27 protein-coding genes and 1 tRNA gene are annotated in these 21,205 nt (G+C 51.4%); 22 read left to right on the top strand and 6 right to left on the bottom strand.

What is annotated here, in order from left to right; translation table 11 throughout:
- Positions 1-145: 145 nt before the first annotated feature.
- The 8 genes from G3M78_00865 to G3M78_00830 all read left to right on the top strand — a co-directional run bounded on the left by G3M78_00865 (position 146) and on the right by G3M78_00830 (position 7,660).
- Complete coding sequence (locus tag G3M78_00865; GenBank protein QPJ64030.1) at positions 146-574, top strand: hypothetical protein; 429 nt, start codon at positions 146-148, stop codon at positions 572-574.
- Positions 575-815: 241 nt separating this feature from the next.
- The gene (locus tag G3M78_00860) at positions 816-2,897 is read left to right on the top strand and encodes a TonB-dependent receptor (GenBank protein ID QPJ64029.1); all 2,082 of its coding nucleotides are present in this window, start codon (positions 816-818) and stop codon (positions 2,895-2,897) included.
- An 85-nt stretch (positions 2,898-2,982) separates the two neighbouring features.
- On the top strand, positions 2,983-4,266 hold the full coding sequence (locus tag G3M78_00855) for an exo-alpha-sialidase (GenBank protein QPJ64028.1): 1,284 nt from the start codon (positions 2,983-2,985) through the stop codon (positions 4,264-4,266).
- Between the two features lie 17 nt (positions 4,267-4,283).
- Positions 4,284-5,324: a TonB family protein gene (locus G3M78_00850; GenBank protein ID QPJ64027.1), complete on the top strand. Its 1,041-nt coding sequence runs from the start codon at positions 4,284-4,286 to the stop codon at positions 5,322-5,324.
- 4 nt (positions 5,325-5,328) lie between these two features.
- Complete coding sequence (locus tag G3M78_00845) at positions 5,329-6,063, top strand: hypothetical protein (protein ID QPJ64026.1); 735 nt, start codon at positions 5,329-5,331, stop codon at positions 6,061-6,063.
- A gap of 59 nt (positions 6,064-6,122) precedes the next feature.
- A complete protein-coding gene (locus tag G3M78_00840; GenBank protein QPJ64025.1) occupies positions 6,123-6,803 on the top strand; it encodes a MotA/TolQ/ExbB proton channel family protein in 681 nt (226 codons plus the stop codon).
- Positions 6,804-6,844: 41 nt separating this feature from the next.
- Complete coding sequence (locus tag G3M78_00835) at positions 6,845-7,231, top strand: biopolymer transporter ExbD (protein QPJ64024.1); 387 nt, start codon at positions 6,845-6,847, stop codon at positions 7,229-7,231.
- Between the two features lie 12 nt (positions 7,232-7,243).
- Entirely contained in the window at positions 7,244-7,660 is a 417-nt protein-coding gene (locus tag G3M78_00830; protein ID QPJ64023.1) for a biopolymer transporter ExbD, read from the top strand.
- Between the two features lie 62 nt (positions 7,661-7,722).
- Here the strand turns inward: G3M78_00830 and G3M78_00825 are convergent, their stop codons facing one another.
- Positions 7,723-9,081, bottom strand: coding sequence for a DEAD/DEAH box helicase (locus tag G3M78_00825; protein QPJ64022.1), 1,359 nt, complete (start codon positions 9,079-9,081; stop codon positions 7,723-7,725).
- A 767-nt stretch (positions 9,082-9,848) separates the two neighbouring features.
- Here G3M78_00825 and G3M78_00820 point away from each other — a divergent pair.
- From G3M78_00820 to G3M78_00805, 4 genes are read left to right on the top strand one after another with little or no spacing between them, the layout of a single operon-like run.
- On the top strand, positions 9,849-10,265 hold the full coding sequence (locus G3M78_00820; protein QPJ66724.1) for an energy transducer TonB: 417 nt from the start codon (positions 9,849-9,851) through the stop codon (positions 10,263-10,265).
- A complete protein-coding gene (locus G3M78_00815) occupies positions 10,252-11,496 on the top strand; it encodes a CDP-alcohol phosphatidyltransferase family protein (GenBank protein ID QPJ64021.1) in 1,245 nt (414 codons plus the stop codon). The genes G3M78_00820 and G3M78_00815 overlap by 14 nt, the downstream gene beginning before the upstream one ends.
- A gap of 14 nt (positions 11,497-11,510) precedes the next feature.
- Positions 11,511-12,725: a CDP-alcohol phosphatidyltransferase family protein gene (locus tag G3M78_00810; protein QPJ64020.1), complete on the top strand. Its 1,215-nt coding sequence runs from the start codon at positions 11,511-11,513 to the stop codon at positions 12,723-12,725.
- Between the two features lie 46 nt (positions 12,726-12,771).
- Positions 12,772-13,545, top strand: coding sequence for a glycosyltransferase family 2 protein (locus G3M78_00805; GenBank protein ID QPJ64019.1), 774 nt, complete (start codon positions 12,772-12,774; stop codon positions 13,543-13,545).
- A 7-nt stretch (positions 13,546-13,552) separates the two neighbouring features.
- Here G3M78_00805 and hspQ read toward each other — a convergent pair whose 3' ends face one another.
- The gene (gene hspQ, locus G3M78_00800) at positions 13,553-13,792 is read right to left on the bottom strand and encodes a heat shock protein HspQ (GenBank protein ID QPJ64018.1); all 240 of its coding nucleotides are present in this window, start codon (positions 13,790-13,792) and stop codon (positions 13,553-13,555) included.
- Positions 13,793-13,842: 50 nt separating this feature from the next.
- Positions 13,843-14,277 (bottom strand): hypothetical protein, encoded by a 435-nt coding sequence (locus G3M78_00795; protein ID QPJ64017.1) that lies wholly within the window; start codon positions 14,275-14,277, stop codon positions 13,843-13,845.
- Between the two features lie 235 nt (positions 14,278-14,512).
- On the opposite strand from G3M78_00795, the gene G3M78_00790 reads away from it, so the two are divergent.
- The 3 genes from G3M78_00790 to G3M78_00780 are packed head-to-tail and all read left to right on the top strand — an operon-like array spanning position 14,513 to position 15,032.
- Positions 14,513-14,683 carry a hypothetical protein gene (locus G3M78_00790; protein QPJ64016.1) on the top strand — a complete coding sequence of 57 codons (171 nt, stop codon included), beginning with the start codon at positions 14,513-14,515 and terminating at the stop codon, positions 14,681-14,683.
- Between the two features lie 17 nt (positions 14,684-14,700).
- A complete protein-coding gene (locus tag G3M78_00785; GenBank protein ID QPJ64015.1) occupies positions 14,701-14,853 on the top strand; it encodes a hypothetical protein in 153 nt (50 codons plus the stop codon).
- Positions 14,854-14,873: 20 nt separating this feature from the next.
- Positions 14,874-15,032, top strand: coding sequence for a hypothetical protein (locus G3M78_00780; GenBank protein QPJ64014.1), 159 nt, complete (start codon positions 14,874-14,876; stop codon positions 15,030-15,032).
- 77 nt (positions 15,033-15,109) lie between these two features.
- Here G3M78_00780 and G3M78_00775 read toward each other — a convergent pair whose 3' ends face one another.
- Positions 15,110-15,697, bottom strand: a complete 588-nt coding sequence (locus tag G3M78_00775; protein QPJ64013.1) for a NifU family protein — start codon at positions 15,695-15,697, stop codon at positions 15,110-15,112.
- A 250-nt stretch (positions 15,698-15,947) separates the two neighbouring features.
- Here G3M78_00775 and G3M78_00770 point away from each other — a divergent pair, with 250 nt between their 5' ends.
- The 7 genes from G3M78_00770 to G3M78_00740 all read left to right on the top strand — a co-directional run bounded on the left by G3M78_00770 (position 15,948) and on the right by G3M78_00740 (position 20,078).
- The gene (locus tag G3M78_00770) at positions 15,948-16,535 is read left to right on the top strand and encodes a cytochrome P460 family protein (protein QPJ64012.1); all 588 of its coding nucleotides are present in this window, start codon (positions 15,948-15,950) and stop codon (positions 16,533-16,535) included.
- Between the two features lie 252 nt (positions 16,536-16,787).
- Positions 16,788-17,111, top strand: a complete 324-nt coding sequence (locus G3M78_00765; GenBank protein QPJ64011.1) for a type II toxin-antitoxin system RelE/ParE family toxin — start codon at positions 16,788-16,790, stop codon at positions 17,109-17,111.
- Between the two features lie 2 nt (positions 17,112-17,113).
- A complete protein-coding gene (locus G3M78_00760) occupies positions 17,114-17,431 on the top strand; it encodes a transcriptional regulator (GenBank protein ID QPJ64010.1) in 318 nt (105 codons plus the stop codon).
- Positions 17,432-18,105: 674 nt separating this feature from the next.
- Entirely contained in the window at positions 18,106-18,435 is a 330-nt protein-coding gene (locus G3M78_00755; GenBank protein QPJ66723.1) for a winged helix-turn-helix transcriptional regulator, read from the top strand.
- Positions 18,432-18,932, top strand: a complete 501-nt coding sequence (locus G3M78_00750) for an SRPBCC family protein (GenBank protein QPJ64009.1) — start codon at positions 18,432-18,434, stop codon at positions 18,930-18,932. Before G3M78_00755 ends, G3M78_00750 begins: the two co-directional genes overlap by 4 nt.
- A 73-nt stretch (positions 18,933-19,005) precedes the next feature.
- Complete coding sequence (locus G3M78_00745) at positions 19,006-19,476, top strand: SRPBCC domain-containing protein (GenBank protein ID QPJ66722.1); 471 nt, start codon at positions 19,006-19,008, stop codon at positions 19,474-19,476.
- Positions 19,473-20,078 carry a dihydrofolate reductase gene (locus G3M78_00740; GenBank protein ID QPJ64008.1) on the top strand — a complete coding sequence of 202 codons (606 nt, stop codon included), beginning with the start codon at positions 19,473-19,475 and terminating at the stop codon, positions 20,076-20,078. Before G3M78_00745 ends, G3M78_00740 begins: the two co-directional genes overlap by 4 nt.
- 425 nt (positions 20,079-20,503) lie before the next feature.
- Here G3M78_00740 and G3M78_00735 read toward each other — a convergent pair.
- Together G3M78_00735 and G3M78_00725 are read right to left on the bottom strand one after the other, a co-directional pair.
- A tRNA-Leu gene (locus G3M78_00735) sits at positions 20,504-20,590 on the bottom strand.
- A 106-nt stretch (positions 20,591-20,696) separates the two neighbouring features.
- Positions 20,697-21,173 carry a hypothetical protein gene (locus G3M78_00725; GenBank protein ID QPJ64007.1) on the bottom strand — a complete coding sequence of 159 codons (477 nt, stop codon included), beginning with the start codon at positions 21,171-21,173 and terminating at the stop codon, positions 20,697-20,699.
- Positions 21,174-21,205 lie beyond the last annotated feature (32 nt).

The following is a 21,205-nucleotide window of genomic DNA, read 5'->3' as shown; positions in this document are numbered from 1 at the left end:
GACGGCGGTTTTTCAGTGGATGTTTTTTAAGCCTATTTCGTCTTTGAGTTCGTTGAGGAATCAAAGGACTTGACAATATTTTTGAAAGGTTTATATACTCAAGTCATTGAAAAAACCGTTTTAGCTTCTTAGCAGAGGTCTTTGCTTGAAAACATTGCTCGCATATATTGTGATGGGCGCAACGCTCCTGATCGTTTCGGACGCTTGGGGCATGGAAGGGCATCATTCGCATTCCATGCATCATGAGATGGATTTGACGCATGCCGTTGAATCTCCGTTCGCGGAAAAGGGGTTGGCGCGCACGCCGCATTGCGTGCTCAATGGGCATTATCATGAAGGTAATTGTCCTCATTCAAAGCAATCTGCTGAACGTCACGGCAACGACGCAATCAGCGTTGATTGCGGCGGGACGGCTCCCTATACCGTTCCGGTCAATAATTCTGCGGCTAATTTTCCGATGGAACTGGTCGCTTTAAACGCGAATCCTCAGTTTAATTCCTCTCATACGTTGGACCTGCTGGCGAAGCCCGTTCTTGGGGTTTTTGGCATTGTCGATCCTCCTCCCCGCTCCTGATAAAAATATCTTTTGTTTTTATCACGCGAACGTACCAGTTAAAAAAAGACAATAGTGTATCGCTGAAGCAGTCTTTCCGTTGGAAGGACGACTGTTTCAAATGATTTGAGTCCTTCGGGTTTTCTTGAAGTGATGCGGCGCTTTTCGACTTTATTATGATCTGCCTTTCGACTGGGTGCGTTCTCCAAATTGCAAGATGAGACCTCGTTATTTGAGGTACTTTTTTCAGGAGAGTTTTTAAATGGCATCGAGTTCATTTCAGAGATGGATGACGGGAGCATGTTTGCTTGCGTCTCTATGTAGCGAATCCGCTTTTGCGGTTGAAAAAAAACAGGTCTTCACGCTGGATGAGTTGCAAGTGACGGCGCCGCGAGAAATACAGCGCGGTACTCTGACCGTTCCCAGCAACATGGATGCGTTGAAGAAAATGCACAGGACGCCCGGCGGCGTCGCCATCGTTCCGGCGGAACGATTGGAGGAGACCTTCTCCATCAATTTCGAGGACACCCTGGCGCTGGTTCCCGGCGTGTATGCGACGAAGCGTTTTGCGGAAGAAGTTCGTATTTCCATTCGCGGATCGGGACTGGAACGAACCTTTCATCAGAAGGGATTGAACGCTTTGCAGGATGGCATCCCTTTCAACAAAGCGGACAGTAGCGGCGACTTTCAGGAAATCGACACTCTGGTGCTCCAACGCATTGAAGTGCATAAAGGCGCCAACGCCATGCAGTTTGGCGGAACCACGCTGGGCGGCGGCATCAACATGATTTCGAAAACGGGACAAAGCAATCCGGGGCATGAACTGCGTTTGGAAATGGGTTCGGACGATACCTTTCGCGGACACATTCAGTCCGGGCAGATTTTTGAAAAGGGCGACCTGTTTTTGAGTTTGACGGGTTCGGTCAGCGACGGTTTTCGACGTCATGCGGATCAGGACAATATCAAATTCAACACCAACGTCGGGCGCAAGCTGAACGCCAACGCAGAGACGCGATTTTATTTCACCGCCAACAATATCAATCTGGAATTGCCTTCGACGGCGACCCTGTCCAATGCGCTTTCGAATCCTGAAGACTCTCCTGCGGCGGCGTTCACTGCAGACCAGCGTCGCGACATGATGTCTTATCGTGTTTCGAATAAGACCACATTTGATTTGGGCGATGGAACCTTGCTGGATGTGGGCGCTTTCGTCAATTACAAGGATTTGTTTCATCCCATCACTGCAGTTGTCGGCGTGATCGATCAGGAGAGCGTCGAGTATGGCCTGTTCGCGGAAGGTTCCGGCAATTACCAACTGGCCGGTTTTGAAAACAAGTACCGCATGGGACTCACCACGCATATCGGTCGCACCGACGCCAAAGTCTGGAGCAGTAATGGCGGGCAACCGGGCAGAGTGACGGGCAATACGGATCAAACCACGCAGAATATTGTCGGCTATGGCGAAAATCATTTGTACATCGTCCCCGACGTTGCTTTTGTTACGGGCTTGCAATACGTGTGGGCGAATCGCCGCGTGTTCAACAAGATAACGCCGAGCGAAACGGACAGCGATTATTACGAATCGTTCAATCCTAAAATTGGAGCTCTGTATCAATACAGCGAAAAAGTTCAATTGTTCACGAACGTCAGTAAAAGTTTTGAGCCGCCGGATTTCAGCGATTTGACCCAGGGCGGCACGGTGGGATTCTCTCCTGTGGAAGCGCAAAAGGCCTGGACTTTTGAAGTGGGTACGCGCGGTGAACACGGGCGTTTCGCCTGGGACCTCAGTCTTTATCGCGCCTGGCTGGAAGATGAGTTGTTGAAATTCACCGTCGGCGGCGGCGTGCCTTCGACGACTTTCAACGCGAAAGACACAGTCCATCAGGGCGCCGAGGTTGGCTGGAGCGTGCTCGCCGGTGAGAATATGTTGTATGCCGGCGACCGTCTGGAATGGAGCAATTCCTACACCTACAGCGATTTCTATTTCGACGGCGACAAGCAGTACGGCGACAACGACTTACCCGGTCAACCGCCGCATTTCTATCATACGGAGTTGCGTTACGACCATCCCCAGCGCTGGTTTGTCAATCTGAGCGTGGATGCGGCGAGCAGCGCCGACGTCGATTACACCAACACCACGACGGCCCCGGGCTATGCGATTTACGGCGTGGGAGCGGGTTATGACATGAACGATAAAGTCAGCTTTTTCTTTGACGCCAGAAACCTTGGCGACAAACATTATATCTCCAACTTTTCGACGGCGGTCAACGCGACTTCGACGTCCTCTCTGTATTATGCGGGAGACACGCGTCGATTTTTTGGGGGCGTTCAACTTAAGTTCTAAACGGGAATCGGAGGGACTCCGCTCCTGGCGGGAGTCCTTCCTGATTCACTGGATGTTTTTTACGACAGTCATTCATGGAGCGGGTATGCAGACATTGGCTAAACATAAAATTCTGGCGCTCGGAGCGGTTTTAACGACAGCGTTGGCTTGCGCGGGTTCAGAATCGGCGATGAACCGTTCGACCCTGGACAATGCGCCTTCGTCCGACGGCGTTCTGGCGCATTGGGAAGAGAAACCTGTTCTGATCGGTAAGGGAAGCGGCCCGCAATTGTTGATGAAAGCCTCTGAGGGTATGAGTCTGCTTTACGCGGCGATGGATGAGACGGGACGACAAAATTTGATGTATCAGAGTTCGCACAATATTGGCGATACCTTTTCCAAACCTTATCGGGTGAACAGCGAGCCGGGCGAGATCAGTTCGCACGGAGAAAACAATCCTTTGCTTCGACCGGGCGCAGGGATCGGCATGTTCGCGGCATGGGATAGCGGAAAAGATATCAAATTTTCACGATCAATGAATTTTGGCCGCAGTTTCACTCCTTCCATACAGGTGAACGATGAAGGCGCGCAGGGCTACCACTCGTTTCAAACGATGGAAGTCGGGCCGGACGGAACCATCTACGCGATTTGGCTGGACGGACGGGATAAAGATTCCAATATTCCGGGTTCTTCCTCTTTGTACCTGGGGCGTTCGACGGATCGCGGCGCGACCTTCGAAAAGAATATTAGAATCGCCGGGGACGTTTGCCCGTGCTGTCGGCCCGCGATCGCCTTCGATGAAAAAGGCAAAGTGTTTGCGACCTGGCGCACCGTCCACGCAGATAACAACCGCGTGGTGGTGGTGGCCTCTTCAGAAGACAAGGGATTGACCTGGTCTACGGGGACACCCGTCACCGCCGACGGCTGGAAGATCAACGGCTGTCCGCATTCGGGGCCTTCAATGGCTTATGCGGACGGGACGTTGTTTCTTGCATGGTACACCGGAGCGACCAATGAAGCGGTATTGCGCGCGGCGCGCTCCAGCGACGGCGGCAAGAGTTTTGAAGTGATTGAAGGCGTGCAGGGCGCTGTGCTGGACGCCAATCACCCTGAATTGCAGATGATCGACGGCGACGCCTGGGCGATCTTTCAAGGGCGCGATCCCGATTCAAAATCAGGATGGGGAGTCACCGAACCCTGGCTGGTCAAAATTCCGGCGAAAGGTTCCGTGTCGGCTCCACAGAAAGTTCCGTCCCTTGGCGGAAGCGTATCGTATCCCCTGTTGCATTCCGGCGCGGGCGGTAGGATTTACGCGACCTGGACGGAGCTGACGGACGAAGGACCGCTCGCCGTGCTGTGTCGCGGGCGGCTGGCAAACGAGCGACCTTAATGACAACGAGGTTCATCATGAATATGAATTTTAAATTGAAACATGCGGCGGGCGTATCGCTGGGCCTGCATTTGTTTTTGTTTCCATTCATTCCCTTCAATGCGGATGACACGATCCTGAAAGAAGCGAAGCCGGAACGGATATGGGAAACGGCGCGACTGGAAATCAAAAAGAAACCGAGCGCTCCCGCCGAGCAGAAGATAATAAAAAAGACGGAGCCGAAGGCGCCGCCAGAGAAGGCCCTGCCGGTTCAGCCGAAGATCGAGCCGGTCGTTCATCAAGTCGTGCAGGCGATTCCGAAAGCCCAGCCTACGGCGATGCCGTCCGCGAAACCGGCGAGTCAACTGGCGCCAGCGCAGGTTGTTCCCGTGTCCATGATCCCGGCGCAGGCCATTCAGCCGCGCATGCGTCAGGCCGATGCAGTTTCACGGTCGGGTGCGCGCATTCAGAAGGCTTCGTATTCGGCGATTTCTATGGCTCCAGTCGCAACGTCGCCGCGAGCGCTGACCGGAAAGTCAACGGCCCGGTCGAGCGTTTCCACAGGGCCACAAGCCAGAATAGTTACGGGTTTCACGAGTGATCCTGCTCCGAAGGCGCAGTTGCGTCCTAAAGCTCATTCGGGTTCGGTCCGTCGGCAGGCGACGCCGGATCGGGGAAGTTCCCGGATCGTTCCCATGTATCAACTGGCGAGTTTCTCGAACGAGCCGAAACCGCGCGCTCCCAAACCCTTGCCGCCGAAACAGCCCCAGCTTTCCGATGAAGAGTTGAAGCGAATCATCGGTCGCTATTTCGCGATCGTTCGGGAAAAAATTGGCGAGGTGGCTTATCCCGAATCCGCAAGAAGCCGCAATGTCGAAGGACGGGCTGTGGTGGAGTTCGATATTGGAAGGCGAGGCGACATCATGAAGCTCTTGGTGCAAACCTCTTCAGGTTCCAACATTCTGGACGAGGCGGTTCTGGAGGCGATTGAGAAGGCGTCCCCGTACCCTCCCATTCCCGAATCGTTAAACCAGCAAACGGTTTCCTTGAGATTTCCCATTACTTTTTCAGTGAGGTGATGCGATGAAGCATCGAATTAAAAACGCAATGATGGCGGTAGTCGCATCGACGCTGATATCTTCCGCGTCGGCGCTTGCCGGGACCGCGCAGGTGGATTCGGATTTTGACGGCAAGATCGATCAATGGCGGCACACCAACAGCGCGGGCGTACTCGAAAAAATTGAGTTTGATAACAACAAGAACGGCAAGGTGGATCAGATCGAATGGTACCAGGGCGAAAACCAGTTGAAGCGCGCCGAGTTCGATACGAATCATGACGGCGTCATGGATCATATCCAGACTTACTCCAAATCGGGCGTGGTGGAGCGCATCGAACGCGACGTGAAACTGGACGGGAAAATTGACCGCACCGAAATTTACGACAGCGCAGGTCGGTTGGAGAAGGTTGAAACCGACGATAACGGCGATGGGCGGACCGACTCCTGGCATTATCTGAGTCCCGACCAGAAACCCTTGCGCGCCGAGCGCGATTCGAACGGCGACGGTACTGTAGATCGCTGGGATTACTTCGATTCTCAGGGCGCTGTAGAGAAAGTCGCTTTCGATACCGATGGGGATGGTCGGGCGGAACAATGGCAATATTTTTCCCGAACGGGAGAAGTCGAAAAGGTCGAGTACGACACGAATGCAGACGGCAAGGCGGATCGCTGGGAGCAGTACGACTCTTCCGGCAAGTTGCTGGAAGTGAGTATGGATCGGAATTTCGACGGCAAACCCGATATGGTTGAGAAGCAATGAACGAAAGTTTGATCGGCAGATTGGATCAAGAATTTTTTGGAATGAGATCGGAGTGAACGATGGATGAGACGACGGGTTTGTGGGCGTCGACCCTGCAATTGATCGGCAAAGGCGGGGTCGTGATGTTTCCGATCCTGTTGTGTTCGGTGATTGCCTTGGCGATAGTGATCGAACGATTGGTTTTTTTCAAGCGCGTGTCTGAGGATTTTGAATCTTACTACGCCAAAGTGCGTTCGATGCTGGAAGGCGGGCGCAAGGACAGCGCGCTGGCTTATTGTCGGGATGAACCGCATATGCTGGGTCGCATGATGATTCCGGGAATCGAGCAGACGGAGATGCCGCGCTGGAAGCTGGAAGAAACCCTGACGCTTGCCGGACAGGAAGAGATCAACCTTTGCGGCAAGCATGTGCGCGGGTTGGAAGTGATCGCGACCATCGCTCCTTTGATGGGTCTGCTGGGAACGGTTGTGGGAATGGTGCAGGCCTTCAATAAAGTCGCGCAATACAAAGGCCAGGTGGACCCAGGTTTGCTGGCTGGCGGCATCTGGGAAGCTCTGCTCACGACGGCGGCAGGTCTGGCGGTGGCGATTCCAACCGTTGTCATGTTGCATTTTTTTGAAAAGAAAATCGAAACCATTTCCTTCCAGCTTGCAAAATACGGACAGTTGTTTGTTCACTTCCTCGATGCAAATCGAGGCGCGAAGACGGCGGAACGTGAAACGTCCAACGCTTCTTACTGATCCGGTTTCCCCTCTGCGCAACGCCAATTCAGGATAGTGGAATGCTAGCGATTTCCCCAGAAAGAAAAAGAAAATTTCGCGCCGATCTGGCGCCCCTGATCGACGTGGTGTTTCTGTTGTTGATTTTTTTCATGCTCACCTTCGCAACGCCGGGGCAGGGCCTGGACGTCAGCCTTCCCAATGGCGGCGGCGAAGTCTCGGACAAGCTTCCGTTGGAAATCGAAATCGACGCGCAGGGGGCGATATTCCTTGGCGGCGAATCGGTGCCTCTGGAGCGTTTGACCGAACGGCTGGAAGATGCGTTTCAAGAGAGAGGCGACACTGCTTTATCAATTCGCGCCAGCGGGAAAACTTCTTACGACCGATTCGCAGGCGTATTTGACAGGGCGCGTCTGGCGGGCGCGACCGATTTTGCAATCGTCATGTAACGAAACCGATCCATGATTCAGTTTAAACAAAAAAGAAAAGATTCGTTCCGACTTGACCTGGCGCCGATGATCAATATCGTGTTCCTGTTGTTGATCTTTTTCATGCTGACCTCGACGGCCATTCAATCGGGACTGCAGGTGGACTTGCCCGACGCCGAATCGGCGGAACAGCTGGAGAAGCGACACCATCTGGTGCGAATCTCGAAAGATCAGGCTCTGGAGTACGAAGGCAAGCCGGTCGATCTGGATGCTCTGGGGCGGGCGTTAGTCACTGAAGTGGAGAAAGGAAAACCGGGCGCTTTGGAAATTCAGTCCGACAAGGATGTTGAGTTTGAATTTTTCGGGCAGGTGATCGAACGGGCGCGGGAGTCTGGCGTCGAAGAGTTTATCTTTGCCACCGACCGTCTGGAAAGCGAAGGCAGAAACTAAAACAGGCCGGGCAGATCATGCGAGATGATCCATCCGGCCTGCTCAGTGTTCAGCTGATTTACTTAACCCTGTCGCGCGGTTTTAGTCGCTCTTCGGGGTTTTTTGTTTTTGAAGCTCATGGCGCTGCCGTTGAATTTGCCTTTGGGGCGTCGGCTCGGGCGGCGCGCATCCTGCGTTGAAGACGGCTTCCCTGAGTAGCGTTTTCCAAACGACTTTTTGTCGCCGGAAGCGTTACGCACTTTCTGGTTCGCAACCGTAATGGAATGGAAGGGATGATCGTCCACAACCGCGACATTCTGCTTGATCGCGCGTTCAATGTTTCTCAAGAATCCGCGTTCGCCGGCGTCGCAAAAGGAAATGGCTTTTCCCTCTTTGCCTGCGCGCGCCGTACGTCCAATGCGATGCACATAGCTTTCCGGTTCGTTGGGAAGCTCGTAGTTGATGACATGCGTGATGCCGTCAACGTCGAGGCCGCGCGATGCGATATCCGTAGCGACCAAAACGCGCGCGTTACCCGAACGAAACTTTTTCAAGGCATCGAGACGGGCGGCTTGCGATTTGTTGCTGTGAATGGCTTCCGCCTTGATGCGAATTTTCTTCAGTTTTTCCGCGATTTTGTTCGCGCCATGTCGAGTCCGCGTGAAGATCAGAACGCGCTGAATGTCCGGGTCCTGCAATACGGATTCGAGCAGATCGCTTTTGTTTTCCCGGTCGACGAACAAAACGCGCTGGTCGATTTTTTCCGCCGTGCTGGACTGCGGAGTGACGCTCACGGTGACGGGATCGTTTAAAAACTGTTTTGCGAGTCGCGCAATTTCGTTTGGCAGGGTCGCGGAGAACAACATCGATTGTCGATCCGCCGGCATCATTTGTAAAAACTGGCGAATATTGGGCAGAAAGCCCATGTCCAGCATGCGATCCGCTTCATCGAGAACGAAAATGCTGACTTCGTCCAAACGCACATAACCTTGCTCGATCAAATCCAGCAAACGTCCCGGAGTGGCGACCAGAACATCGACACCGCGGGCAAGAGAGCGAATTTGCACTTTATAACTCGAACCGCCGAAAACGACGGCGTGTTTGATTTTCAGATAGCGTCCGTAGATCTGGAAGCTCTGGCTGATTTGAAGAGCCAATTCCCGGGTGGGTGTCAGTATCAGCGCGCTGACTCCTTTCGCTCGCGGAGGCTTGTTGCGTTCTGATAAGCGTTGCAGGAGCGGCAGGGCAAAAGCGCCCGTCTTACCGGTTCCAGTTTGTGCGCAACCCATCAAGTCTCTTCCTTCTAAAAGGTAAGGAATCGCTTGTTTCTGGATGGGTGTGGGTTGTGAGTATTTTTCCTCGCGAACGGCGCGACACAAAGGCGCAATTAGATTCAACAATTGGAACTCCTCGCGAGAAGGAGTAGGGGGTGATGCTAGCATGTTTTCCTTGGGTAATAATTGTAGGTAAGTAAAACGTCCATCATATCACTTATTTATGCAGATAGCTTTAAAAATTATGACGTTGTGTCATGTTTCTTTATGACCTTGCGCCTGGGATGAGGGGAGTGCAGGGCGTCGATTCGGGTGAAAGGGCGTCTTTTCAGCCTCTCAGGACCTGTTTTTCTCTCGTTAAGCGTTTGGATTTGTAATACAATGATCCGATTAAATATTGATTTTAAAGGGTATTATTATTGTATAAGAGCATTATAGAGCGAACATCTCCGGGCAAGTTCATCGTCCTGTCGCTTTTGGCGCATGCGCTTATCTTGTATGTGCAGGCCCAACCCGTCTTTCAACCCGAGCTTCCTAAAAAACCAAAGCCGATTCGGGTTCGATACATTCCGGTCAACGCCCCTGACGTGATCGACAGCCCGGGCGATGTGGTTGAGATTGCCGAGCCGAAAAAGGTCGAGCCTCCACCGGATACGGCGAGCTTGCAGGCAAATGTGAGTAGCCGGGCTCATGCGGATGAGAAAAAGATCGCTAAAAAATATGAGCGCAATAAACGCGCGGCGCCAAAGCGAATCGGCGACAAGGCGGAGAAACGCGGCGGAAAATCGTCTCAGGCTAAAAAATCAAAAACAACTCCCCTGGATAAAACGCCGAATCCTGCCGTAGCGGCGATCCCGTTTCTTCCTGAAGAGGAAACTCAGGCGGAGGCCGGGCAGGGCGAGACGCGGGATTCCGTCTCTGGATCGGGGGGATTGATGTCTCTGCTGGACGGTTTTGATCCGGAACCTTACGCGGCTTCGGAAACGGAAGCGACCTTGGAAGATCTTGACGACGGCGAATCGATTTCTCTCGATACCAAGGAAGTGAAGTACGCTTCTTATTTTGCCCGTATCAAACACCAGATCGAACGGGTTTGGGCTTACCCCATCGAAGCGGCGCAACGTGGAATTCAGGGCGCGGTGGTTTTGCGTTTCGTTATCGACAAGCATGGCACCCTGGCGGGCGTCTGGGTGAAGGAAACTTCGGATTCGAATATGCTGGATTTGGCCGCGATCAAGGCGGTGAAAGACGCGGCTCCGTTTTATCCATTCCCGATCACCATTTCTAAAGAAAAAATTTCAATCGCCGCGCGGTTCGAATACACTCCCCGTTTTGTTCATGCAGATCGTTGATCCTCCAGGAAAGAGCCTTGCGCTGGGCGCATTGAATGCGGTGATTTTGTTTCCGCAGTCGACGTCGCGTCTTGTCGCTTTTGAAAAGGACGTCGCGGGTTTGACCCTGTTTAAACGCATGGCGATCGCTTTGAGTCGCGCGGGGGTTGTCAATATTCAAGTTGTTGATCACGATTTGGCGGAAACCGAGCGCAAGGAACTGGTCCGCGAGTTACAGTCCGATTCGCGCTTCGAGGGGCATGTGTCCTGGGCGAAAGATCCTTTGGGGGATTGGACAGAGCGATGGAGCCGTTCTCCCTGCCTTCTCGTGCGGGGGCCGTCTATCATTTTCCCCGACACCTTGAAGGCGTTCATCCGCTCAGAAGACACGCAGGAGGCGCTGGAGAAAGATCAGGCGGCGCAATTGCGTCTGACCGGAAGCGGACTTGCTCCCTTATGGATCGCGCCCAGAGGTCGGGCGGACCTGTTGCGACAATGGCTGAAAGGCGAAAACCTGAATCCGGCAGTGTCCAGTCTTCCGGGCGACCGGCATTATTTCAGCCTTGTGCAGACGATCTCCCAGTTGCGGGTCGCGGAAAAAAAATACATTTCATTGCATCGACACCATTATCATCAGGCGATGGACATATGGTTCAATTCGATTTTCTCGCTTCGCCTGTCGGCCTTGTTTGTGAAAACCCGGGTGACGCCGAATCAACTGACCTTGTTTGGCCTGGTGATAGGGATTGTGGCGGGCTATTGTTTTTCGCGCGGCGATTACGCGGGAGGGCTGGTGGGAGGTATTCTTCTCGCCTTAACCGCGATCTGGGATTGTTGCGACGGGGACGTGGCTCGCTTGAAGTTCATGCAATCGGATTTTGGCGAACGGCTGGACACGGCTTGCGATAATCTCATCAACGTTTTTATTTTTACGGGTATGATGCTGGGCGTTGCGCGCGTTGAGGGATTGCAATCGGCTTTGATTCCTTTTTCAATGCTGGCGGTGGGCGGTTTTGCAATTTTTTGTTTGATCTATTTTCCCGGCGGCGGCAAAGGCGCGGGTTTCAAGGATAGCCCGATGCACGATGTGGTAATGGTCCTTGCCAGCCGCAATTTTATTTACGTCATTCTTCTTTTCGCGGTCTTTGGTAAAATCGAAGCCTTTCTCTGGCTGGCGGGTTGGGGCTCGCTGGCGTTCGCTCTGATTTTGTTCATTGCCTGGCGGAATACGAAGGCTCCGGTTCGATCATGAAAGATTCTCAATAGATGAAGGATAAAGACTTATTGAAGCGAGGCGCGATCTTTTTGACGTCGCCTCCTGATGCGATACCTTTTGCCGACTGGTATTTGAAACCGGTCGCTGAAGTTTCGCTCTTATTGCGCAATGTGCTCAGTTTGCAGAGAGCGGGCTGGAAGGATATCTGGGTGATCGCGCCGCAATCTCTGTGCCATGGCGAAGAGCGCGCGCGACTGGAGCGCGCTTTGGAGGATCCCCGAGTTCGAGTCCAAACGACTTTTGCCGATGTGGGCGACTGGGAGTTGTGGAGCGATGCTGGTAATAAAACGGCTCTTTTTCATGGCAGTGACTTGCATGACAAGGGGGATTTGATGAAAATTCAAAAGTTGCCGGATGAACAGCTTCCTTCCGATTATCAAATGATTTCTATGGGCGCAGAACAGTTGCGTGAATTTGCGGAATCGCTGCAATTTCCTGCAGGCGTTTCTGAAGGTGGAGAGGGAACTGTCCTGGCCTTTCGCAGGCCGGATTCAGAGCTTCGCAGTTTTTCGGATTTTGCATCGACCGAGGAGGCCATGTTGCAGGCCTGCGGCTTGAGTAATGATAGTTTCGGAGATCGCCTGGTGACGCGACATGTTTCGCGTTTTCTGACCCGGCGTATTTTAAAGACTTCGGCGTCTCCGAATGAAATCACCTTGTGGAGCCTGGTGATTGGCATGGCCTCGGCCCTGTGCTTTCTTCAAGGCGGCTATTGGGGCGGTTTGACCGGCGCCCTGCTGTTGCAAATTTCCGCCTGGGTGGATTGCGTGGACGGCGAGGTGGCGCGTCTCAAGTTCATGGAGTCAAAAATTGGCGGGGAGCTGGATATTCTCTGCGACAATATTGTCCATGTCTCGATATTCTTTTGCATGGGAATGGGTTTGTATTTTGAAACACAGAACGACTGGTATCGAACCTTTGGCGCTTTGGCGGTTATGGGCAACCTGCTGTCATTTTCTATCTTGAGTTCGGGCATCATCGAGCAAAAATCGAAAGCGAGCGCCTCCACGTCGAGCGCTCCCTCGAGCTCTAAAAAACCGGAGGATGAACTGGCGAATCGGGATTTCACTTACTTCCTGCTGATCTTCGCCCTGTTGGGACAAACGCATCTGTTCATCGGTCTGACGGCGATTGGCGCCAACGTTTTTGCCGCTTACCTGATTTATTCCCGATGGAAGGCGTCCAAGGACGCGTCGCAGGCTTGACGCGTATGTGTTCGGAAATTGTAGTCACTAAAGAAGGGTGGTTTGGATGATTTTAGGAAAAAAGGTCATTGTGGTTTTCCCCGCGTATAACGCGGAAAAAACGCTGGAGCAGACCTACGGTGAATTGCCTCACGAATACGTGGACGAAGTGATTCTGGTGGACGATCATTCCAAGGACGACACCTCCAAATTGTCGAGGGATCTGGGTTTGAAGACCATCACGCACCCTCACAATCGGGGCTACGGCGGCAACCAGAAGACCTGTTATCGCGAGGCCCTGGCATTGGGAGCGGATATCGTCATCATGGTGCATCCCGATTACCAGTATTCGCCGAAACTGACCACCGCCATGGGAGCGTTGATCGCTTCGGGTGAATACGATATGGCGCTGGGGTCGAGAATCATCGGCGGCAATGTGCTGAGCGGGGGCATGCCTCTTTACAAATACATCGCCAACCGATGTCTCACCCTGTTTCAGAATCTTTTGCTGGGGGCCAAACTGTCGGAGTATCACACCGGCTTTCGCGCCTTCAGTCGCGAAGTGCTGGAGACCCTGCCGCTGGAAGAAAATTCAGACGATTTTATTTTTGATAACGAGATGATTCTGCAGGCACATTATTTTGGCTTCCAGATCGGCGAACTCAGTTGCCCGACCAAATATTTTGAGGAGGCCTCTTCGATCAACTTCCAGCGAAGCGTGATCTATGGTCTGGGTGTGGTCTCGCGAACCCTGCAATTGCTCCTGCACAAATGGGGCTTCCTCCCCAACCGGCTCTTCAACAAAGAAGGAAAACGTTTGACGGGATCGGCGGAGTCTTAGAAGTCGTTCAGTTATTGATGTGCGGGTCCGGGTCGAGATGACGTTCCGCCACATAGGTGCGACGCCCGTCATGCGCGAGGATATGGTACCAGGGACGATCTTTCGGGGGTCGGCTGGTGGCAACCAGTTCATACCACTCTTCGCTGCTATTGAACTGAAGGTCAACGCCAATGACGATGCCGTGGTAATTGAACCGCTTGTGCAGAATCTGTTGACCGATATGAAATCTTGCTTTCGTTGCGCTCATAGTTCTATTTAAAAATAATTTTTGAAAAATTTCAACACCCAGCTTGTGGATCAGGGATCGGTGAAGTGGGTGACGAAGCCGTTTTCGATCGTGACGATCGTCTTCCAGGTGCGGCTCCATTTCTGGTAAATCAACTGGATACGATCCGGCGGCGCCGGCGTTTCCTCTATCGCGTCTTTCGTCGGGCTTTGTGTGTCCGGCGCCCCCAGGGACGCATAGACGCCGCAGGTCCTCATGCCGGTATAGATGCGTTGCATCCGTACAAAGGTCCATTCATCCTTGTTCAGCAAACCCCTGCGATTGATCTCTTCCACAACATGTTGTGTCGGCAGATCGTGCCGAATCGAACCATAATAAGCCACGCACAGCGTCTGGGCATCCAGGTTTTTAACCGTCTCCGAATTGCCGCCTGAGAGCGCCGCCGGTAAACTGTAACATCCCCCCAGAAAGACCGTCAATATTCCAGCCAGCGCCCAATTTTTCATGAGCTTACCCGGAAATTGCTGAGGCTTCAGAAGCCCTGCGTCAAGATTTTGAGAGTCTTTTTGCGTCAAAAAAGTTTCCTTCCCGAATCGAATCCGCAATTGCGTCCCAGAAGAGGCTCTTTAAGTATTGATATTTAAAGGCTTATCTAATTTTATTTCAAATTTCATCGAAAATGGTACAGCTCTTGCTCTTACATGTCGATATATCACTTAACTACGGTTCAAGGAGGAAACGATGAAACAAAACGCTGATGGAACTCAACAACTTAAAGAATATTCTCTGAACCAGGAGAAATTATATAGGGCTGAAAAAATAAAGCAAGAACTGGACAGGGAAAATATGAAATTAATGAAGCAGTTGTTTGGCGGCCAGGTTCCTGAACACTATCAAGGTTTGAAGGCTTGAACCGAATGGAGGCGACAATGAAATCAGAAAAAAACGAAGCGCCAAGAAAACGCAAGACCTTCGCGGATTTCAACCCCCGCATCAGCAAGCACGACAAATATCTCTATGAATGGAATCTGTGGGCGCTGGTGAATATTTACGGCATCCGAATTCTGGATAAATGCAAATAAACTTCAAACGGAGAAACGAAATGAAACTGAAAAAAGACAAAGCCAAATCGCAAAAAACAGACTGGTTCTCTTCGAACTTGAAAGAACTGGCTGGCAAAAACGAGAGCGAACTGATCGAAGAAAATGTACAACTGGTAAAGAAAATCCTGCGTGGCAAGCCGCAAGCGCGCAATTATTAAGATGCGTCTGCCTCATCCCAATGCCGCCCTGGCTTAAGACAGGGAACTCATTGGCGACAAAGGCAAAGTAGCCGGCATCAATGCTTGATGACGATCGCCATGTCGGGGTTCAGATAGCCCCGAACCGTTTTCTCAATCGCCCGCAAGGTTCCGCCGGTTGAACTTGGGCAACTCCCGCAAGCTCCCTGATACTTGATATGAATGTCGTTTCCTTCGACGTTCAAAATCTCCAATCCGCCGCCATCGTTCGCCAATGCAGGGCGAATCATCTCATCCATCAATTCCTCCACGATAATCCGCTTGTCCTCGTCCGGTAAACTCGGAAAGGTTTCCTTGTCGATCCGGTTGACGACGGACTCCTTCTTCTCCTGCTCGATGCGCGCCTTGTTTTCCGGCGATAATTGCGTTTCAATCGCGTGGAGAACGTCGTTCATGAAATATTTCCACGCGGTTTCGTTGAACATCGTCACCGAAACGTCGTTGCCGCAGAAAAATAACTCCGTCGCGCCAAATTTAAAAATTTCACGCGCCAGCGGGTTGTCCCCGTTGTATTCCTCGTCCTCTTCAATGGCGATGGATTCCGTCTTCTTGTCCGTCACCGGCCCGTCCATCACAAACTTTCTTGCCGCCGGGTTCGGCGTTTCCTGAACTTCCAGTATTTTCATAAATTTCACTTCCTCTATTAAGAACGGCCCGAGGCTTCGGCGCCGAGTCGGTAGCTATCTAAATAACCTCTGTCCCGCCCAGTCTATACTCTTTGGATGGTATCTGAAAAGAAAAGAATCGAAAAAAATCCCCAAACGGTCCGCGCTCGTCGATTAAGCGCCCGGTTCAAAATAAAATCAACGCATTTTGTAAGGAAGGCAGGGGGCGCACGACTTCACTCATTTCACCAACCCATTCTGGAGTATTTCGATGATTAAATATGCAATCGCCCTGATAACAATCGCCGGATTCATGACCGCCGCCAGCGTGTCCGCCGAGTCCGCTTACGCTCCCAATGTGAATATGAAGACCGGAGCGATACAAGTCCCCGAAGATTATACGAGCTGGGCGACTCTGGGAACCTGGTCGCACGCCAATGAAAAAGGCGAAGCGCCCGGCGCCCAGGAATTTCACGTCGTCTACACGCAACCGGAAACTATTGAATATTACCGCAAGCACAAAGCCTTCCCCGACGGCGCCGTGCTGGTCAAGGAACTGCTGACGACGAAAACCATGCCGATGACCACCGGTTTAGCGGTGAGCCACGCTACCTCCATCAAGGGCTGGTTCGTTCTGGTGCGCGACACGCAGGGCCGCTTCGCCGAGTCGAAACTCTGGGGCGACGGCTGGGGCTGGTCCTTTTTCAGCGCAGACAGCCCGAAGAAAACGTCCTCGACCGACTACAAAAAAGACTGCGTCTCCTGCCACCTCCCGGCAAGAGAGCTGGCCCCCAAAGAAGCCCACGATGCCGATAAATGGATCTACACCTTCGGCTACCTCGCGCTACAAAAGAAGTGATCCCGCGCCAAACCAACCGCGCCGCACACAATCCCAAGCGGGCAGGCGACACCTGCCCGCTTGGAACTTGTGAATACGAGTTCCCATCTAATTTTAAACTTGAGAATGAATTTTTATTCCCGCAGGGACAGTTTCGTAAATCGTGTCTCCTGTACAAAAAATAATCGGTTTAGGTTATTATTTTTGACAGGATTCGCGCGTCGGGGTTTCAATTCAAACTTGCATAGAAGTAACTTATAGGTTACCTTTGTGATGGAGATTAGAGAATACCTTCTCGAAGATGGAAGCAGTCCTTTTGCCGACTGGTTTGATGGGTTGGAAGCGCAAGCCGCGCTCAAAGTGAATACTTATATCACGCGGATAGGCAATGGGAATGTGTCTGCCGTTAAAAGCATCGGCGCTGGCGTGCATGAATGTGTTATCGACTGGGGGCCGGGCTACCGTGTGTATTTGGGTAAAGATGGCGACAAACTGATCATCTTGCTGGGTGGCGGAACCAAGAAGCGTCAGCAGAAGGATATAGAACGAGCAAAGCTTCTCTGGCGGGAGTATAAAAAGCGGAAAAAGGAAACCTAAGAATGGCGATAACAAAAAATTTTAAAGAAACGATACAGGCGCGTGCCCTGCGCGATCCTGAATTTCGTCACGGTTTGCTTAAAGAAAGTATTGAAAGCATGTTAGCGGGAGACCCGGAAACCGGAAAAATGATATTGCGGGATTATATCAACGCCACCATTGGTTTCGAAAAACTGGGCGTGATCGTACAAAAATCTCCTAAAAGCCTCATGCGCATGTTCAGCCCGAGCGGCAACCCCACCGCCAACAATCTGTTTGGCATCATCCACACCCTCCAAAAAAAAGAAGGCGTGCATTTCGAAGTGAAGACTACGCGGTAAATTTTGCTTGGCTATAAATCAAACGAGACTGGTGTGCGACTGATGAACCTGGCATTTATTGGTCAGTCCATTGGTGAATGTTCGCAATAAATTAAGCTTGTCTGTAGGGTGCGGTCTAAACGAAAAATCGGAATGGATTCATCATTTCCCCGCTACGGGGCGAAGGTGCGCCTAAGGTTGGACTCGACGCAAAGCTATCTAGTCTGACCAGAAATATTTTCTGGAATCGGCCATTGCGCCCTCCGCGAAGGAGTGCGCCTAGAGGGAAAAACTTCGAACCAACTTTTCCAGATTTTAGCGAATTGGAACACCATACTCAAGGATTCATCCATTGATCTAACGCCGTCTCCCTGACGGATGATTCTATCAAAATATAGCAGCCCCCGGAGGTTTGTCTTTATAGGAGCCTATACCCATTCCCGGTTATTTCATTCTGAGCTTCCAAAAATCAAATCACGCGGGAAACGCGCCCGGTCAAAGATTATCAGGCGTTAGGGAAAGTTCTGGAGGAACGCGGCGCAATCTTCACGGAGCACGAAACCGTTGAAATTAATTCTGTCATATGACGACCGTAACAATTGAGGCTATTCAGGGCAAGGGGTAGTTCCTACGCGCACCCCCCCCCTCATTATTTTACCATTGACTTAATTAATCATATGCTTAATAATAAAGATATGGATAGATTTGCAGCCCTCGCAGAACCTAACCGCCGCCGCATGATTGAATTGATCGTGGCGAACGGTGAAATGGCTTCGACAGACATAAGTAATGAATTTGATATAAGTGCCCCGGCTGTCTCCCAGCATTTGAAAGTTTTACGGGAGGCTGATCTAGTAAAAATGGAAAAACGGGCGCAGCAGCGGATATATTCTTTAAACCCGCAAGGAGTTGATGAAATGTGGGAATGGCTGAATCAGATGCGCAAATTCTGGAGTGAGCGTTTTGATGCACTAGACGCGTTACTTTTAAAAGAACATTATAAACCGGAAGGAAAAAACAAATGACAACACCCGTTGATGCAAAACTGGATCTGGTTTTAAAAAGAGAACTGGCTGTCCCTGTTAATCTTGTCTGGCGCGGTCTGACCGAGCCGGGGCTTTTAAAGCAGTGGTTTGTTCCAAAACCATGGAGCATTTCAGACTGCCGTGTTGACCTGCGTCCGGGCGGAGAATTTTATACGGTTATGCAAGACCCGGAAGGTAATGAATTTCCGAACACGGGTTGTTTTCTGGAGATTATAGAAGAAAAGCGTTTAGTTTGGACAAGCGTTTTACACACCGATTACCGGCCTGCGCCTTCCCCAGCTACCGGCGATAAAGAATGTGCTCATATCGCCATGACCGCCATTATAGAGCTTGAAGTGCTGTCATCCGGCACCGGCTACACGGCCCATGCGATGCACAACGCGCCCGAGCAGAAAAAGGCGCATGAAGACATGGGCTTCCATGACGGCTGGGGAACAACGATCACGCAACTCGAAGAGCTACTGAAGCAGCTATGATAAAGCTAATTGTAAAAGGACAATGAAAATGACACAGTCACAACGATAATCGGCAAAAGATTTTTATTTCACGATTGACCGTACATTCGATGCCCCAATTGAAAAAGTCTGGGACGCATGGACAAAAGCAGAGCAGTTGCAAAAATGGTTCGGGCCCAAAGGTAACGATATCCTGCAAAACATCATGGATTTGAAAGTCGGAGGCATATACCACTATGGCTTAAAAACGCCGGAGGGAGACTCTTATTGGGGGCGTTGGAAGTTTTTGGATATTCAAGAATCGAAAAACATGGTCTTTTTAATGTCTTTCGCTGATGAGAATGCGAATATTGTACACAATCCTTGGAATAATAAATGGCCGCTATTGATTCACTCAACCATTACTTTCGAAGAAATAAAAAACCAAACCAAAATCACCCTCATTTTGAAATCTCATGAAGCTGTAAATGCCGAATACGAAGCTTTCCAAGAAGGTGCAGCAAGCATGACGCAAGGTTGGACAGGAACACTTGAACAACTGGAAGAATTGCTGAAACAATTATGAGAAAATTGATTGCCATCACACAAGTCACACTTGACGGCGTTATGCAGGTGCCCGGCGGGCCGAAGGAAGACCCAAGTAATGGTTTTGCTCACGGAGGCTGGGCCATGCCTTTTGTGGATGACACTTTGAATCAGGTCATTGACGAGATCATATCTGGTGAGTTTGACATGCTGTTGGGTCGCCGCACCTATGATATCTTCGCATCCTATTGGCCGAACCAGGGTGATAATCCCATCGCCATGGCCTTCGATAAAGCGACGAAGTATGTTGCCACGCACAGCAACGATCACCTCAGCTGGAAAAATTCACAGCGCATAGATGGAGACATTGCAGAGGCAGTTCGTCGATTGAAGTTATCAAATGGCTCTGAATTGCATGTATGGGGAAGTAGTGAGTTGCTGCAAACGCTCATCGCCACCAAACTTATTGACGAGCATCGCCTATGGGTCTTTCCGGTAGTGCTTGGCGACGGAAAACGACTGTTCGGAAATGGTGTTCCAACGCACGGCCTCACGCTGGTTGGAACGCAAAGCACACCCAGTGGTGTCCTTGTCAACACCTACCGCGACCAGACGCAAAGTGATGGGCTCTTCAACATATGAATATATAACAATAAAGAGAAGGTCGAAGAAGAGACTGGTTCAACGTGGCCGTATACCCAGCCTACATGGGTATTATCTAGCCGTAAACTTCCATTGATTGAGAATGCTGATATTCATTTTTGCTGTGGCGAAATAAAAGAATTTTATCCAGAAATGGTTGAAGCGGCTAATGATAATAATATCTGGATGGTTGGTGCCGGTGATTTCGCAGGACAATTTTTGGACCGCATAGTTGATACGGATAGCCCTGCACTGATTACAAATTACGAAAATAAGGTTAAAAAACTGGAAGAAGAGAATATAGTTTTAAAGGAAAAAATCCAAAATTGCGGGCGGCCTTTGGAAAGTTTTGATAAGACTTTTCAAACCGTCTCAATCTCGTTCCCCTTCTCGCTCATTGGCGAATTGGAGGGGGACAAAAAAGATGGTGCCGAAGGACGGACTCGAACCGTCACGGGGTTGCCCCCACTGGATTTTGAGTCCAGCGCGTCTACCAATTTCACCACTTCGGCATGATTCGGATGTGTTTGCAACCGGCGAGCAGGAACAGGGCGTTCCTGTCGAAACCCCTATTATATCGATTGCCAGCTCGCTTTCAAGTGGATAATTCGCGAATTCTCATTTGATTTTGCGCGGGTAGGTTTCCGGTTCGCCGGGCAGTTCCCAGCCGACGACGCGCTGGTCCCGCGTCCACACCGTCAGCGGCTCGCAGGTCGTGCAATGGAAGTAATGCCGACGCATGGCTTCGCTTTCCAGCTGGCTTTCCTGTCGGGAGATTTCCGGCCCCCAGGAGGCGTAAAGCCCGCACAGACTCATTCCGCGAGCGATCCGATGCTCGCGAACGAGAATCCACTCGTTTTTCGTCAGCAGGTCCCGGCGATGCAGTTCGCTTTCGACCTTCTCACGCGAGGCGCGTCCCGCCCAGTCGTCTTCAAAGCCTCCAAAGACGACGCATAATTGCAAATCCGAAATTTTTTGCAGGTGATAGGGGTTGTGCGGCTCGCTTTGCGTTCCCAAGCCGGCGCAGGCGCTGAGCGCCGTCAGCAGAAAGGCGGCGAGGCAGAGCGGCAGTTGTCTGTATCTGGGTGGTTTCATACAAACAGTTTAGGGGCGAATCGATCGGCGCG

The sequence above is a fragment of the Candidatus Nitrohelix vancouverensis genome, from assembly GCA_015698305.1.
Classification (GTDB): Bacteria; Nitrospinota; Nitrospinia; order Nitrospinales; family VA-1; genus Nitrohelix; species Nitrohelix vancouverensis.
The sequence above is the reverse complement of the archived record's forward strand: the minus strand, read 5'-3'. Positions and strand labels throughout refer to the sequence as shown.

Bases quoted from the DNA above. Each gene is read 5' to 3' on its own strand.
- G3M78_00755 (QPJ66723.1), top strand. From the start codon at position 18,106: ATGGATAGATTTGCAGCCCTCGCAGAACCTAACCGCCGCCGCATGATT.
- G3M78_00760 (QPJ64010.1), top strand. From the start codon at position 17,114: ATGGCGATAACAAAAAATTTTAAAGAAACGATACAGGCGCGTGCCCTG.
- G3M78_00820 (QPJ66724.1), top strand. From the start codon at position 9,849: ATGTCTCTGCTGGACGGTTTTGATCCGGAACCTTACGCGGCTTCGGAA.
- G3M78_00855 (QPJ64028.1), top strand. From the start codon at position 2,983: ATGCAGACATTGGCTAAACATAAAATTCTGGCGCTCGGAGCGGTTTTA.
- G3M78_00765 (QPJ64011.1), top strand. From the start codon at position 16,788: ATGGAGATTAGAGAATACCTTCTCGAAGATGGAAGCAGTCCTTTTGCC.
- G3M78_00775 (QPJ64013.1), bottom strand. From the start codon at position 15,697: ATGAAAATACTGGAAGTTCAGGAAACGCCGAACCCGGCGGCAAGAAAG.
- G3M78_00835 (QPJ64024.1), top strand. From the start codon at position 6,845: ATGCTAGCGATTTCCCCAGAAAGAAAAAGAAAATTTCGCGCCGATCTG.
- G3M78_00810 (QPJ64020.1), top strand. From the start codon at position 11,511: ATGAAGGATAAAGACTTATTGAAGCGAGGCGCGATCTTTTTGACGTCG.
- G3M78_00805 (QPJ64019.1), top strand. From the start codon at position 12,772: ATGATTTTAGGAAAAAAGGTCATTGTGGTTTTCCCCGCGTATAACGCG.
- G3M78_00785 (QPJ64015.1), top strand. From the start codon at position 14,701: ATGAAATCAGAAAAAAACGAAGCGCCAAGAAAACGCAAGACCTTCGCG.
- G3M78_00795 (QPJ64017.1), bottom strand. From the start codon at position 14,277: ATGAAAAATTGGGCGCTGGCTGGAATATTGACGGTCTTTCTGGGGGGA.
- G3M78_00815 (QPJ64021.1), top strand. From the start codon at position 10,252: ATGCAGATCGTTGATCCTCCAGGAAAGAGCCTTGCGCTGGGCGCATTG.
- hspQ (QPJ64018.1), bottom strand. From the start codon at position 13,792: ATGAGCGCAACGAAAGCAAGATTTCATATCGGTCAACAGATTCTGCAC.
- G3M78_00780 (QPJ64014.1), top strand. From the start codon at position 14,874: ATGAAACTGAAAAAAGACAAAGCCAAATCGCAAAAAACAGACTGGTTC.
- G3M78_00830 (QPJ64023.1), top strand. From the start codon at position 7,244: ATGATTCAGTTTAAACAAAAAAGAAAAGATTCGTTCCGACTTGACCTG.
- G3M78_00770 (QPJ64012.1), top strand. From the start codon at position 15,948: ATGATTAAATATGCAATCGCCCTGATAACAATCGCCGGATTCATGACC.
- G3M78_00750 (QPJ64009.1), top strand. From the start codon at position 18,432: ATGACAACACCCGTTGATGCAAAACTGGATCTGGTTTTAAAAAGAGAA.
- G3M78_00840 (QPJ64025.1), top strand. From the start codon at position 6,123: ATGGATGAGACGACGGGTTTGTGGGCGTCGACCCTGCAATTGATCGGC.
- G3M78_00850 (QPJ64027.1), top strand. From the start codon at position 4,284: ATGAATATGAATTTTAAATTGAAACATGCGGCGGGCGTATCGCTGGGC.
- G3M78_00860 (QPJ64029.1), top strand. From the start codon at position 816: ATGGCATCGAGTTCATTTCAGAGATGGATGACGGGAGCATGTTTGCTT.
- G3M78_00790 (QPJ64016.1), top strand. From the start codon at position 14,513: ATGAAACAAAACGCTGATGGAACTCAACAACTTAAAGAATATTCTCTG.
- G3M78_00825 (QPJ64022.1), bottom strand. From the start codon at position 9,081: ATGCTAGCATCACCCCCTACTCCTTCTCGCGAGGAGTTCCAATTGTTG.
- G3M78_00725 (QPJ64007.1), bottom strand. From the start codon at position 21,173: ATGAAACCACCCAGATACAGACAACTGCCGCTCTGCCTCGCCGCCTTT.
- G3M78_00740 (QPJ64008.1), top strand. From the start codon at position 19,473: ATGAGAAAATTGATTGCCATCACACAAGTCACACTTGACGGCGTTATG.
- G3M78_00845 (QPJ64026.1), top strand. From the start codon at position 5,329: ATGAAGCATCGAATTAAAAACGCAATGATGGCGGTAGTCGCATCGACG.